Here is a 13511-nt window from a genome sequence, read left to right as displayed (position 1 = left end):
GTAAGGTAACGAACTTTTGTATCCAGTGCTAATGCGTTTGCATTATCAAATCAATCAGTCATACCTAACAACCCGAACAAACTCATTTTGTGAACATGAAAGGGTAAGCCTGAAGCGCAAAGGTTGGTCCAGCGCCAGCCTGGATAGCAAAGCCTTACGCTACCCTACCTTACCGCAGGCAAGGCGAAGATAGCGAGCTGATTAGACCATCCACCCGGCAGGAGAGCAATCAGGCACAGCAGGTGTTCCGCCTATGGCTGTGATAGGTTCTGCCATCCATTATGTTAATAACGGTTTCCAGGAACAACCGGCTTAAGCATAAGACCTTTTCCACCACGATCCTGCGCGGCAAGCCCGTGCCGTGCCGTCCGGGGAGGCGCCGATGAAAACACTCCATAAAAACTAACTATCAAAGGAAGATCACGGCGCCAGCCATTTACTATATGAATAATATTGATGAATTACGGTAGTAGTGACGCTTTCCGGGCAAGATAAATTAAAAACAATGATGAATAACGAATGATCTATAAATGAAGGTTGTCAATTATGATGACCACCGCCACGGAAGATAAAAATAACTAAACTTCCTTTAAAGAATCATTTCATTAATCCAGCATCGTGATATATTAAGTTTGTTTTCAAGACAAATTAAGTTAAATGAACCGTAGGATGGCGGGGGCGGCTGTGCTTATGTGATTATTTATGTAATAGCCCCGCATATGTAACGTACTCAGGATGGACTATGGCTAACCTTTACGACTTAAAGAAGTTCGATCTTAATCTACTGGTTATTTTTGAATGCATCTATCAGCACCTAAGCATCAGCAAAGCGGCGGAAACGCTTTATATCACGCCCTCGGCTGTTAGCCAGTCTTTACAACGCCTGCGTATCCAGCTTAACGATCCGCTTTTTATACGCTCCGGTAAGGGCATCACCCCTACCACGGTGGGCAATAACCTCCATTTTCACCTGGAGCAAAACCTTAACCAGATTGAGAAAACCATCAATGTGATGCATGGCTCTGAGCTGACGAAAAAGATAGTTATCTATACGCCGCAGCTCGTCTCGCACAGCGTACTGCTTGATACTATCAAGATGATCGCCTCCGAAGAGAGCTATGAAATTGAGTTACGCGATCTCCTGCTAACCACTGAATCAGCGGAAGATTTGCTGGCTTACAGAAAAGCCGATCTGGTTTTCACCCTGTCGCCGGTCAATAACCGCTCGATTGTTTCCAGCTTTTTCTACTCCCTCTCCCCGGTGCTGGTTTGCAGGCAGGATCATCCGCGCCTGAGCGACAATCCCACCAATGAGGAGCTGCTGAACGAGCGTTTTACGCGCTTCACTACCCAGAACAAAGCGGTCCTGGAGTTCCGCTCGGAATCGAGCATGAAGCTGCCCGATCGCTGCTTCGCTTTTAGTAGCGATTCGCTTATGTCAATTTTGCACATTATCAGCGCGACTGATTTTGTTGGCTTTCTTCCACAATCCACGTTCGAAACCTATAAAGAGTTGTTAAATCTGAAATCAGTCTCAGCCCCTTTCACGGTGCCGCCAATAAATATTTTCATGCTCTATAACCGTTCAGCGCTTAATAGCACCGTCTTCGCAAAATTTGTTAACCAGCTAAATAATGAGTAATGAAATCGACTAACGCAGACTCATTCAGATACTGCCTGACAAATATATAAATTATAACTTACCGCTATCCTTGCACGCGCTATCATCCATGGAGATTAAGTTTGCTATTCGCTTTTGCGTCAAAACAGGGCGGATAATAATTTGCGGAAAAATGGTTAAATAAAACCGCTCCCTTGCGCAACGGGTCAGTTTCCTCTTTCAACCGTTGATAGTGATACGGTTCGGCGCAGAACACCGGTAGCGGAATCGCCGCTACTTCACGCCGCCGGGCTCAACTTCATCACCGTTGCGCATCATCGTTGTGAGAGCGGCTCCGCCCCGGCCATCAATTCAGAATTTATTTAATAGCCTAATTAATTCCAGATGTTCAGGGCAGAAGTAGAGTTACGTCTCTCTTTACCAAAGGAGGGTTAGCAGCACTTCGCGCCGCCCTTGCCGCCGTAGCGGGCATCCTGACGCTCGCGGAAAAACTCCTCGTAGGTCATGGGGGTCTGATCCGGGTGCGTGGCGCGCATATGCTCGACGTAGTTGTCATAATCCGGCACGCCAATCATCATTTTCGCGGCCTGGCCTAGATATTTTCCTGCTTTGGATAGGGTGTCGAACATAGTTTTTCTCTCAAAGGGAATGTCGGCCGGGTAAGCGCTCGCGCCACCCGGCCCAAAAGTTAATGCGCTCCTTTCGCCTGAGTCACAATCTGCTGCAGATTTTCCGGCATCGGCTCATAGGGCGTCTCTTTCGCGGTCGGCTTATCCACTTTCAGCGCCGCCAGCGCGGTTTTCACAGAATACAGCGCCAGCACCACAACCACCACCATAAAGAAGATGGTTAGCCCCGCATCCAGACGGTTATTAAAGACCAGTTGCGAAAGCTGCGACTCGGTATACTGAGCCGGAATATTGCCGCTGTCGATCATCCCCTGGAATTTGTTGGCAATGGCCAGGAAGCCCACCTTCGCATCCGGGCTGAACGCTTTCTGCCAGCCGGCGACCAGGGTACAGATCAGCAGCCACGCGGTCGGCACTAATGCCACCCACGCAAAGCGCTGACGCTTCATCTTGAACAGTACCACCGCGCAGAGCATCAGCGCCATCCCCGCCAGCATCTGGTTGGCGATACCAAACAGCGGCCAGAGGGTATTAATGCCGCCCAGCGGATCGACAACACCCTGATGGAGGAAGTAGCCCCAGGCCAGCACACACAGCGCCGTCGCCAGCAGGTTGGCGGGCAACGAATCGGTGCGCTTCAGGTTCGGGGAGATGACCCCCAGCAGATCCTGCAGCATAAATCGCGCCGCGCGGGTGCCCGCATCCACCGCCGTCAGGATAAACAGCGCCTCAAAGAGAATGGCGAAGTGATACCAGAACGACACATCCATCAGGCCGCCCAGCGCCCCGTGCAGGATATAGGCCATCCCCACCGCCAGCGTCGGCGCCCCGCCCGCACGGGAGATAATTGACTGCTCGCCCACCTCACGGGCGATCTGGTTCAGCGTCTCCGGCGTAATCGCAAAGCCCCAGCCGCTCACCACCTGCGCCGCAGAGGCGACCGCGTCGACGGCGCCCGCTGGCGCCAGTACCGCCATCGGACTGTTCATCGCAAAATAGACGCCCGGATCGATAATGCAGGCAGAGACCAGCGCCATGATCGCCACGAACGACTCCATTAACATGCCGCCGTAACCGATAAAACAGGCCTGATTTTCATTCGCCAGCATCTTCGGCGTGGTGCCGGAGGCAATCAGCGCATGGAAACCTGACACCGCGCCGCAGGCAATGGTAATAAACAGGAACGGAAAGAGATTACCGGTCCAGACCGGGCCGGTGCCGTCGACAAATTTGGTCAGCGCCGGCATGGTCAGGGTCGGGCGCATAATCAGAATACCGACCGCCAGCCCGACAATGGTGCCGATCTTCAGGAAGGTGGAGAGGTAGTCGCGCGGCGCCAGCAGCAGCCACACCGGCAGCACCGCCGCCACAAACCCATAGCCCACCAGCATCCAGGTGAGCTGTACGCCGGTAAAATCAAACCACGGAGCCCAGGTGGGGCTTTGCGCCACCCAGCCGCCGGAGATGATGGCAAAGACCAGCAGCACCAGACCAATCACCGACACTTCGCCAATGCGCCCGGGGCGCAGGTAGCGAATGTAGATCCCCATAAAAATCGCCAGCGGGATGGTGAACGCCACGGTATAAGTTCCCCACGGGCTGTGGGCCAGCGCTTTCACCACGATCATCGCCAGCACCGCGAGGATAATCACCATGATCATAAAGGTCGCCACCAGCGCAATCACCCCGGCGGTCGCCCCCATCTCCTCTTTCACCAGCTCGCCGAGGGAACGCCCGTCGCGGCGGGTGGAGACAAAGAGCACCATAAAGTCCTGCAAAGAGCCCCAAAAAGCCCTGCCCCCCCCCCGCCAGCACAACGCCCGCCAGGATCCAGATCATCCCCGGCAGGTAGCCCATCTGCGCGGCCAGCACCGGGCCAACCAGCGGCCCCGCCCCGGCAATGGCGGCAAAATGGTGACCGAACAGCACTTTTTTATCGGTCGGCACATAGTCCAGACCATCATTATGGCGAATGGCGGGGGTCATTCGGGTGCCATCCACCCCCAGAACCGTTTTCGCAATATAGAGCCCGTAAAAACGATACGCGATCAGATAAATGCAGACGGCCGCAACCACTATCCATAACGCATTGATCTGTTCGCCCCGGTTTAGCGCGATGTAGCCCAGCGCAAATGCCCCCACAACGGAGAGCACTGCCCAGATAAGGTATTTCCCTGAGTTGTTCATAATTGGTGTCCGAAAAATGAGCGGAGAATGTTACATTTTGTTTCTAGAACACCGCCCGAAATTTAACAACTTAGAAACACAGAAGTGTGCGGTCAAACCAGACATTTACCCCACACTGTTAAGCCGATCACTTTCACGCTGAAACAGAACCGCTTTTGCCTGGCTCACATTTTTCTCTTTTTCAGCCAGTCACGTTGACAGAGGATGACTGATGTCATTTCTTTTGCATCGCGCTTCGTGAGAATAGCCGCACGATCAACAGGCTTTAAATCAGGAGAAACAATGGATCTGCAACGCTATATCGAAGAGTTAAGATCGCTGGTAAATGTCGATTGCGGCACCCAGACGCCGGAAGGCGTGGCCCGGGTTGCCGGGATCATGGCCTCTCTCTGGCAGCGCGAGGGCTGGCATACGCAGCAGGTCGATCTGGGCGAGAAAGTCGGCCCGGGGCTCTTTGTCACCAACCAGCCCGAAGCGGAACGTTTTGACGTGCTGCTGGTGGGTCATCTGGATACCGTATTTCCCGCCGGTACCGCCGCTGAGCGTCCGATGAGCGAAGATGAGACGCGCCTCTATGGCCCTGGCGTCTCAGATATGAAAAGCGGGCTGCTGAATATTCTCTGGGCGATGCGCGGACTGGAAGAGGAGCACAAGACGCGTCTGGCGATCGCCGTGGCGATGAACCCGGACGAAGAAACCGGCTCGGTTTACTCCCACGCCTGGTTAGGGGAGCTGGCAAAGCGCGCCCGCTACGTGCTGGTCTGCGAGGCTGCCCGCGCCGATGGTTCGCTGGTGAAGGCCCGCAAGGGGCTGGCGGGCTATCAGCTGACCTTCAGCGGCGTGGCGGCGCATGCGGGCAACGATCCGCAAAAGGGCCGCTCCGCCATTAACGCGCTGGCGAACGCCATTATCGCCATCAACGGGCTGACGGACTGGGATCGCGGCACTACCCTCAACGTGGGGGTTATTCAGGGCGGCAGCGCGGCTCACGTGGTGGCCGATCGCGCCACGGCGGAGCTGGACGTGCGCTTCTGGGATAATGACGAGTACGACCGGGTTCATCAGGCGCTCGAGGCGCTTTGCGGGCGGGGGTTTGCGCCGGAGGTGACCACCACCCTCACCCGGGTGAACCATAAGCCCGCTATGGTGGCGAGCGACGCGACGCAGGAGCTTATGCAGACGGTGGAAGCCGCCGGGCGTGAGGAAGGGATCGCGATTAGCTGGCAGGCGGTGGGCGGCGGCAGCGACGCCAACCATACCGCCGCGCTCGGTATTCCGACCCTGGATGGCTTAGGGCCGATTGGCGCAGGGTTTCACAGCCCGGCGGAGTGGCTGGATAAAGCGTCGATTGAGCCGAGAGTACGGCTGCTGAAACGGCTGATTTCGATGTTGTAAACGCCGGGTGGCGGCTTCGCCTTACCCGGCCTACGAACTGGTCTCGATGCTGTAAACGCCGGGTGGCGGCTTCGCCTTACCCGGCCTACGAACTGGTCTCGATGCTGTAAACGCCGGGTGGCGGCTTTGCCTTACCCGGCCTACGAACTGGTTTCGATGCTGTAAACGCCGGGTGGCGGATTTGCCTTACCCGGCCTACGCACTGGTCTCAATGCTGTAAACGCCGGGTGGCGGATTTGCCTTACCCGGCCTACGGGCCGGGTAAGCGCAGCTGGCTACCCCAGCACCATGGTGCTCAGCCGACAGGTGCAGCAGCGCCGTCCCTGTTCGTCATACACCACTATCTCCCAGCTCTGGCTCTGGCGCCCAAGATGCAGCGGCTGACAAACGCCGCGCACTTTTCCCCGGGAGACCGCCCGGTGATGGGTGGCGTTCAGCTCCGTTCCCACCACGTTCTGCCCGTCGCGGGTCATCAGAAAACCGGCCATCGAACCGAGCGTTTCCGCCAGCGCCGCCGACGCACCGCCGTGCAGCAGGCCAAACGGCTGATGGGTACGGGCGTCCACCTCCATTTCCGCTTCCAGCGTATCGTCGCCGATTCGCGTATATTCGATGCCAAGATGGGCCACCAGCGTGTTCTGGCTGGTGGCGTTCAGCTCATCAAGGGTAAGGTGACGTTTCCAGATCATCTATGCCCCCAGCGTGGAGCCGCCGTCTACCACAATATCCTGCAGGGTAATGTGGCTGGCGCAATCAGAGGCGAGGAACAGAATGGTGCTGGCGATCTCCTGCGGCCGGGCGATTTTGCCAAGCGGAATACCCAGCTTAAACTGCTCACCAAAGCCGCGAATACGCTGCTGCTCCGCGTCGCTGCTTTTCCACAGCGTGCGCTGCATGTCGGTATCCGTTGAGCCTGGCGAGACCAGATTACAGCGTACGCCGCTGCCCGCCAGCTCAAGGCCGACGGTCAGCGCCAGGCTTTTCAGGGCCGCTTTCGACGCGCCATAGGCGCTCATGCCGATGCGCGGCGTATGTGCCGCATCGGAAGCCACGGTCACCACCGCCCCGCCCTGCTGACGGCGAAACTGCTCCATGGTCAGCTGAAAGAGGTTAAACGCGCCGCCCACGTTGACCGCAAAGGTCTGTTGCCAGTCCGCCTGAGAAAGCCTGTCGGTCTCTCCCATACGCAGAATACCCGCCGCGTTCACCAGCACATCAAGGCGCGTCAGCTGGCGCAGCAAGCGCCCGCCCACGTCGCTCACCTGTCCGGCATCTGCCACGTCCAGCACTTCAGTGGCAAAGGGATAGTCATCGCCCGGAAAGGCGATGTCAAAGCCAGTCACCGTTGCGCCAGCCTCCACGAAGGCCAGCGCCGTGGCGTAGCCGATACCCTTACCGGCGCCGGTCACCCAGACGGTTTTATTCCTGAAGTCGAACATCACTTCACCTCGCGCGACAGCAGCGCCCACCAGGCATCCAGGGTGGGATTTTTCGCCAGCATCACGAAGTCGATATCGCCGTGTACTTTACGCCAGCGGGCCGCCAGCGCCATCATGCGCACGGAGTCCAGTCCGTAGTCGATCAGGTTTTCGTCATCCATCGGCTCGTCGGACTCATCCAGCAGCGGCAGGATCACGGCGCGCAGCGCCTCTTTGCTCGCCGGAATGGAAGGGAGCAGGTCGTCGCTCATCACCACGCGACCGGAACGTCCCGCCACGTACTTCAGCGACATCAGATGCTCCTCGCGGCTGAAGTCCGCCAGCGCATCGGCGATAAAGAACGGTTTGATATCGCGCATAAACGCGTCGGTGGCGGTGGTCATGCAGCCGATATGGGCATAGACGCCGGTAATCAGGAGCTGATTGCGTCCCGTCTCCTTCAGCATCTGCTCCAGCGGCGAGCGGTGAAAGGCGCTGTAGCGCCACTTCACCAGTACCGTATCCGTTTCGTCCGGAGCCAGTTCGGAGATAATGCGCTGCTGTTCCGGAGAACGGGTCAGGCCCGGTCCCCACATATCGTTCAGCAGGGCGCGATCTTCATCGCTCTGCTCTTTCGGCTGGGCGGTGTAGTAGACCGGAATGTTGTGCTGTTTGCAGTAGTCACGCAGCCTGACGATATTCGCCACTACCTGCGCCATCATCGGGCAGTTCTCCCCCCAGAAGTTGAGGAAATAGGCCTGCATATCGTGAATAAGCAGCGCCGCGTGCTCCGGCTCAAAGGCCCAGTTTACCTTGTTCTGCGGCAGATCCGCCGCGGTGGGCAGCGTATAGCCCGTTAATTTTGGAATTGCCATTCTTCTCTCCTCAGCCCCTGGCGCGTTCAGCCAGCCACAGGCGCAACTGTTTCTTGTCAACTTTCCCCACCGGCGTCAGCGGCAGCGCTTCCACGCACTCCACGCGGTCCGGCAGCTTGTAATCGGCCACCCCCTGCTCCCGCAGGAACCGGCGCACCTCAACCGCGCGAAGGGGCTGTTTCACCACCAGGTAAGCGCAGCTTTTCTCCCCCAGCAGGTTATCCTCCATGCTGACCAGCGCCGCGTGGATCACGGCCTCATGGCGCAACAGCAGGTTTTCGATCTCCTCGGCGGCGATCTTCTCGCCCCCGCGGTTGATCTGATCTTTTTCGCGCCCCTGTACGGTGATGTAGCCCTCTTCATCGATGGCAATCAGGTCGCCGGAGCAATAGAAGCCGTTTTCATCGAACGCGCTGGCGTTGTGTTCCGGACTGTTGAAATAGCCGCGGAAGGTATAGGGCCCGCGGGTCATCAGGCGCCCTACCACGCCGCGCGGCAGCGGATTGCCATTTTCGTCAGCCACCCACACCTCGTCGTCGGGGCACATAGGGCGCCCCTGGGTGTTGATGATGCGTTCGGGCGTGTCGTCCAGCGCAGTGTAGTTCACCAGCCCCTCCGCCATGCCGAAGACCTGCTGTAGCTGGCAGCCGATCTCAGCCGGAATGCGGGCGGCCAGGGAGGCGGCGATGCGTGCGCCGCCCACCTGCAGCAGCTTCAGCGAGCGAAGCTGGTTATTACCCGCCCCCTCGGCTATCGCCTGGAGCCAGAGGCTGACCGCGGGCGGCACCAGCGAGGTGACATTTATCTGGTGCTTTTCAATCAGCGGGAAGCAGAGCGTGGCGCTTGGATCGGAAGCCAGCACCACGCAGCCGCCGGCGAGGAATACCCCCAGCGAGCCGGGGGAGCTCATGGCATAGTTATGCGCGGCGGGCAGCGCATTCAGGTAGCGGGTCTCTGCGGTAATGCCGCAGATCTCATTGCTGCGCCGGATACTGTAATAGTAGTCGTTATGGGTACGCGGAATGAGCTTCGGGGTGCCGGTGCTGCCGCCGGAGAGCTGGAAAAAGGCCACCTCATCGGCAGGGGTCGGATTGGCAAAGAAATTATCCGCCGGGCGGGCGATAGCCTTTTCCAGCGCCCGATCGCCGTCGCCGCCGCGCAGCAGCACGTGGCGCACCGAACAGTGCTCCGCGACAAAGGTGTTGAGGAAATCGTCCGTGGCGAAGCAGGCATGGGCGCGATCGGCAATCATCAGCGCAGGCTTAATCTGTAATGCGTAGGCGTTAAGCTCGCTGCGCTGGTGGCTGAAAAGCGCGTTAACCGGGGCGATCCCCGCCTGCAGCAGAGCGAAGAAGGTGATATAAAATTCCGCCACGTTGCCCAGCTGCACCAGCGCCGTTTCGCCGCGGCGGATGCCCTGCGCCTGAAACGTCGCGGCCAGATTCTCCACCGCCTGGTTAAACTGGCGGTAGGTATAGCGCCGCTCGCCGTCGATAATCGCCACCGTATCGCGCCCGGCGTGGCGGGTCAGGATGTCGGTCAGCGGCAGATCCTGCCAGTAGCCTTTTTCACGGTAGCGCCGGGCAAACGCTTCGGGCCAGCGGGTAAAGGGGATGGTCATGATAACTCCTCAGTGCAAACCAAAAACATTGAGCATGGTGGAGAGCTTGACGCCCGTTTCGCGCCACTCGCCCAGTGGCGAGGAGGCGGGCACAATCCCTGCGCCAGCAAAGAGGCGCACCTGCCTTTCACCAATGCGCGCGCAGCGGATGGTCACCACCCACTCGCCGTTGCCTTCGCTATCGCACCAGCCGACGATGCCGCCGAACAGCCCGCGATCGAACGGCTCCAGCTCTTCAATAACCTGTTTCGCTGCCAGATGGGGGAAGCCGCTCAGCGCCGGGGTCGGGTGCAGCAGACAGGCGAGCGTCAGGGCGTTCTCCCCTTCACGCGCCTCGCCCGCGACCGGCGTGGCCAGGTGCCAGAGCGTGGGGGTGGTGATGAGCTGCGGCGAGGCGGGCATCTCCAGCTGGCGGCTGCGCGGCGCCAGTACCGCCTTCATCGCCTGGGTAACCAGCTCGTGCTCGTGGCGATCTTTCTGTGAGGCCAGCAGCTTATTGCCCGCCTCACGGTCGAGCATGTCGTCGGGCTGACGACGCGCCGAGCCCGCCAGCGGCAGGGAGCTAAAGCGCGCCCCCTCTTTGCGCAGCAGCAGTTCCGGGCTGGCGCCCAGCAGAACGCCGCCATCCTCCAGCGGCACGTGGAAGTTAAAGCTCGCCGGGTTCTGAGCGATCAGCCGCTCCAGCAGCGCCCCGCTGTCGACAGACTCGCGGGTCTCAATCTCAATCAGGCGCGACAGCACCACTTTGTCGACCTGCGGCGTGGCGGTCAGGGCCGCGGCGCGAGCCACCATCTCTTCAAAACGGGGCTGCGGGGGGATCTCCGTACGCTGCTCCACGGTCAGCGCCTGCGCCCGGGAGCGGTAGCGCGCCGCCTGCTGGCGTGCGGGGCGGGAGAAGAACTCCCACGACTGCGGAATAAAGAGCGAAGAGGGCTGGCGGGTATCAAACGGGATCGCCCCTACGACTATTGGCCTGGCGATGCCGCTGGCTTTCGCCTCGCTAAAGCCTTTTGCCAGCGCCTGCTGGAAGGTGCCGGCGGGATCGTCGCCGTCAGCGGCGCTGGCAGAAATGCGGGTAAAGCAGCCAGACGTGGTAAAACTGCGATAAGGCGACATAAAGAAAAAGCTGTCTGATTGCAGCGGGGTCGCGGTGTGCTGAAAATCCTCAGCCAGTGACGTATCCATATCATCCTCCAAAAATGATAAAAGCATTAAGAATAATTATCATTTATATTTTCGATGGCTAACCTAATCGCAGAGCGCCGGAGTGTCAACCGCCGGGTGCGCATCTTGTGCGTCCGACGCTTGCATCCCGCCGCCGCATTTATGAAAATGAGAAGCATTAACCACATCTAAAACAGGATGCCGCCTTGTGAATTTCCCCGCCGTATACCGTAACGCCCTGCTTTTTATCGGGCTTTTGCTTTCAGGAATAATCTCAGCCACCGCCGCCGACTGGCCGCGGCAGGTCACCGACAGCCGGGGAACCCACACGCTGGAAAGCAAGCCGACGCGTATCGTCTCTACCAGCGTCACGCTCACCGGCTCACTGCTGGCGATTGACGCGCCGGTGGTCGCCAGCGGCGCGACTACCCCCAACAACCGGGTGGCGGATGACCAGGGCTTTTTGCGCCAGTGGGGGGAAATTGCCAGAGAGCGTAAGCTGACCCGCCTCTATATTGGCGAGCCGAGCGCCGAGGCGGTGGCCGCCCAGATGCCGGATCTGATCCTGATTAGCGCCACGGGGGGCGACTCGGCGCTGGCGCTGTATGACCAGCTCTCCACCATCGCCCCGACGCTGGTCATTAACTACGATGACAAAAGCTGGCAGGCGCTGCTGACGCAGCTTGGCACGCTCACCGGCCAGGAGAAGCAGGCCGCCGCGCGCATCGCGGAGTTTGATAACGCGCTCGCGCAGGTGAAACAGCAGATGAAGCTGCCGCCGCAACCGGTCAACGCCATCGTCTACACCGCCGCCGCCCATAGCGCTAACCTCTGGACCGCCGACTCCGCCCAGGGCAAGCTGCTGCAACAGCTCGGCTTTACCCTCGCCCCGCTGCCCGCCGGGCTGCATACCTCCCAGAGCCAGGGCAAACGCCACGACATTATTCAGCTCGGAGGAGAAAATCTGGCGACGGGGCTGAACGGCGAAGGGCTGTTCCTGTTTGCCGGTGACCAGAAAGATGTGGATGCGATTTACGCCAACCCGCTGCTGGCGCATCTGCCTGCGGTGAAGAACAAACGCGTCTGGGCGCTGGGTACGGAGACCTTCCGTCTGGATTATTACAGCGCCATGCGGGTGTTATCGCGTTTAGCGACGCTGTTCAAATAAGACGTTTTAGATGGCGCAGGCCCGGTAAATGCAGCGTTGTCGGGTGGCGGCTTCGCCTTACCCGACCTGCGGCCTTCTAATCCGTAGGCCCGGTAAGCGCAGCGCCACCGGGCATCGTGCCGGACGGCGGCTGCGCCTTATCCAACCTGCGAGGTCGGCACAGCCTCCTGCCGGAACCGTCGCAACTCCACCAGCGCCACCAGCAAAATCACTCCGACTATCGCCAGCGCGAAGCCGCTGCTGCTGGCCGCCGCCGCGGGTGTCATCACCGCCCCCAGCCCGCCGACAATCGCGGCGCCAGCCGCATCGCCGGTGACGTTCTGCGCGGTCCACAGGCCGTTGATCCGCCCGAGCATCGCCTCTGGCGTCTGGGTCTGAATCAGGGTGTATTGCAGAAGCGAACTCACCGCGCTCAGCCAGCCGAAGAGCGCCAGGCAGACGACTCCCAGCCCCCAGAGCGGCATCAGGCTGAAGAAGCCGATAGCGATAAACGACGCCAGGGTGGTCAGCAGCATAATCAGCCCTGGTCGCGGGCGCTGCGCCAGGTTGCCGCTGGTGAGCGCGCCGAAGGCCGCCCCAAGGGGGATCGCCGCATAAAGCAGGCCGATTTCAGAGGCGCTCATCTGCCATTCCCCCGCCAGCGCCGGATAGAGAACGCGCACCGCGCTCGCCATGGTTAACAGCCCTCCCAGCAGCGCGATACCGCCGATAAGAGGATTGCTGAAGAGAAAGCGGATCGCCGCCATCAGCGAGGTCAGCGGATGTTCCCGCTGCCGGGGAGGCGGCGGCAGAAGCGGCAGGCGCAGCAGGGTAAGCGTGGTAATAAACGTGCCCGCCGCCGCCAGGCCGTAATTCCACGCCACGCCCCCGGTCGCCAGCAGCAGGCCGCCCGCCATCGGTGAAATCACCGAGCCCAGGCGAACGGTCAGCATGGTGATCGCCCCCGCCTGCATCAGATTCTCGCGCCCCACCAGCGCGGGGGTGGCGGCCAGCAGCGCGGTAACGCCGATGGCGGCAAAGAGGCCGTCCCATACTCCGAGCGCGTAAATCGCCAGCAGCGACGGCTCCGGCAGCAGGGCATTGATGCAGAGGCCGATAAAGCCGATGCCGCAGGTGCCCCGCGCCAGCAGGATCAGCTTTTTGCGCTCGTAACGATCCGCCAGCACGCCGCCGACCATCAGTCCGATAAACATCGCTCCGCCGGTCAAGGTGACGGAGAGTCCCACCAGCCAGCTGGAGCCGGTCATCGTCTGAATTTGCACCGGCACCGCCACCCCGAGCAGGCCGAGAGATAAGATGGAGATAAAGCGGGCGATAAAGACGGCGCGGAAGGCCGGATGCGTTTTCAGCAGGCTGAGGTTGAGCAGCCAGGATTTTTGATTCATGACAAGACCTTGTCGACTAACGTTCTACCCATTTCATGGCGGCACATG

General features: G+C 59.6%; 10 protein-coding genes and 1 pseudogene. 3 read left to right on the top strand and 8 right to left on the bottom strand.

Translation table 11 applies throughout. The annotated features are described in order from the left end of the window. Nucleotides 1-742 precede the first annotated feature (742 nt). On the top strand, nucleotides 743-1642 hold the full coding sequence (citR, locus tag BN3796_RS10635) for a DNA-binding transcriptional repressor CitR (protein WP_061708316.1): 900 nt from the start codon (nucleotides 743-745) through the stop codon (nucleotides 1640-1642). 410 nt (nucleotides 1643-2052) lie between these two features. Here the strand turns inward: citR and BN3796_RS10630 are convergent, their stop codons facing one another. Then, nucleotides 2053-2250 (bottom strand): YbdD/YjiX family protein, encoded by a 198-nt coding sequence (locus BN3796_RS10630; protein WP_061708315.1) that lies wholly within the window; start codon nucleotides 2248-2250, stop codon nucleotides 2053-2055. A gap of 59 nt (nucleotides 2251-2309) precedes the next feature. After that, nucleotides 2310-4437, bottom strand: a pseudogene (cstA, locus tag BN3796_RS10625) (pyruvate/proton symporter CstA). A gap of 282 nt (nucleotides 4438-4719) precedes the next feature. Between cstA and BN3796_RS10620 the strand changes: the two are divergent. Continuing rightward, nucleotides 4720-5832 carry a M20 family metallopeptidase gene (locus BN3796_RS10620; RefSeq protein WP_061708314.1) on the top strand — a complete coding sequence of 371 codons (1113 nt, stop codon included), beginning with the start codon at nucleotides 4720-4722 and terminating at the stop codon, nucleotides 5830-5832. Between the two features lie 275 nt (nucleotides 5833-6107). Here BN3796_RS10620 and entH read toward each other — a convergent pair whose 3' ends face one another. Genes entH through entC form a run of 5 tightly spaced genes read right to left on the bottom strand, consistent with a single transcriptional unit; the run spans nucleotide 6108 to nucleotide 10931 of the window. Next, entirely contained in the window at nucleotides 6108-6521 is a 414-nt protein-coding gene (entH, locus tag BN3796_RS10615; protein ID WP_061708313.1) for a proofreading thioesterase EntH, read from the bottom strand. Beyond that, entirely contained in the window at nucleotides 6522-7271 is a 750-nt protein-coding gene (entA, locus tag BN3796_RS10610) for a 2,3-dihydro-2,3-dihydroxybenzoate dehydrogenase EntA (RefSeq protein WP_061708312.1), read from the bottom strand. Then, nucleotides 7271-8125, bottom strand: coding sequence for an isochorismatase (locus tag BN3796_RS10605; RefSeq protein WP_061708311.1), 855 nt, complete (start codon nucleotides 8123-8125; stop codon nucleotides 7271-7273). The genes entA and BN3796_RS10605 overlap by 1 nt, the downstream gene beginning before the upstream one ends. A 10-nt stretch (nucleotides 8126-8135) precedes the next feature. Further along, nucleotides 8136-9746, bottom strand: a complete 1611-nt coding sequence (gene entE / locus BN3796_RS10600) for a (2,3-dihydroxybenzoyl)adenylate synthase EntE (protein WP_061708310.1) — start codon at nucleotides 9744-9746, stop codon at nucleotides 8136-8138. A gap of 9 nt (nucleotides 9747-9755) precedes the next feature. Beyond that, nucleotides 9756-10931, bottom strand: a complete 1176-nt coding sequence (gene entC / locus BN3796_RS10595; RefSeq protein ID WP_061708309.1) for an isochorismate synthase EntC — start codon at nucleotides 10929-10931, stop codon at nucleotides 9756-9758. A 187-nt stretch (nucleotides 10932-11118) separates the two neighbouring features. Between entC and fepB the strand changes: the two genes are divergently transcribed. Next, complete coding sequence (gene fepB, locus BN3796_RS10590) at nucleotides 11119-12078, top strand: Fe2+-enterobactin ABC transporter substrate-binding protein (protein ID WP_061708308.1); 960 nt, start codon at nucleotides 11119-11121, stop codon at nucleotides 12076-12078. Between the two features lie 137 nt (nucleotides 12079-12215). Here the strand turns inward: fepB and entS are convergent, their stop codons facing one another. After that, nucleotides 12216-13463 carry an enterobactin transporter EntS gene (gene entS, locus BN3796_RS10585; protein WP_061708307.1) on the bottom strand — a complete coding sequence of 416 codons (1248 nt, stop codon included), beginning with the start codon at nucleotides 13461-13463 and terminating at the stop codon, nucleotides 12216-12218. Nucleotides 13464-13511: the final 48 nt, after the last annotated feature.

It is taken from the genome of Pseudenterobacter timonensis, assembly GCF_900021175.1.
GTDB classification, from domain to species: domain Bacteria; phylum Pseudomonadota; class Gammaproteobacteria; order Enterobacterales; family Enterobacteriaceae; genus Enterobacter; species Enterobacter timonensis.
The sequence above is the reverse complement of the archived record's forward strand: the minus strand, read 5'-3'. Positions and strand labels throughout refer to the sequence as shown.

Coding starts and splice junctions, on each gene's coding strand:
- citR (WP_061708316.1), top strand. CDS start 743: ATGGCTAACCTTTACGACTTAAAGAAGTTCGATCTTAATCTACTGGTT.
- BN3796_RS10630 (WP_061708315.1), bottom strand. CDS start 2,250: ATGTTCGACACCCTATCCAAAGCAGGAAAATATCTAGGCCAGGCCGCG.
- BN3796_RS10620 (WP_061708314.1), top strand. CDS start 4,720: ATGGATCTGCAACGCTATATCGAAGAGTTAAGATCGCTGGTAAATGTC.
- entH (WP_061708313.1), bottom strand. CDS start 6,521: ATGATCTGGAAACGTCACCTTACCCTTGATGAGCTGAACGCCACCAGC.
- entA (WP_061708312.1), bottom strand. CDS start 7,271: ATGTTCGACTTCAGGAATAAAACCGTCTGGGTGACCGGCGCCGGTAAG.
- BN3796_RS10605 (WP_061708311.1), bottom strand. CDS start 8,125: ATGGCAATTCCAAAATTAACGGGCTATACGCTGCCCACCGCGGCGGAT.
- entE (WP_061708310.1), bottom strand. CDS start 9,746: ATGACCATCCCCTTTACCCGCTGGCCCGAAGCGTTTGCCCGGCGCTAC.
- entC (WP_061708309.1), bottom strand. CDS start 10,931: ATGGATACGTCACTGGCTGAGGATTTTCAGCACACCGCGACCCCGCTG.
- entS (WP_061708307.1), bottom strand. CDS start 13,463: ATGAATCAAAAATCCTGGCTGCTCAACCTCAGCCTGCTGAAAACGCAT.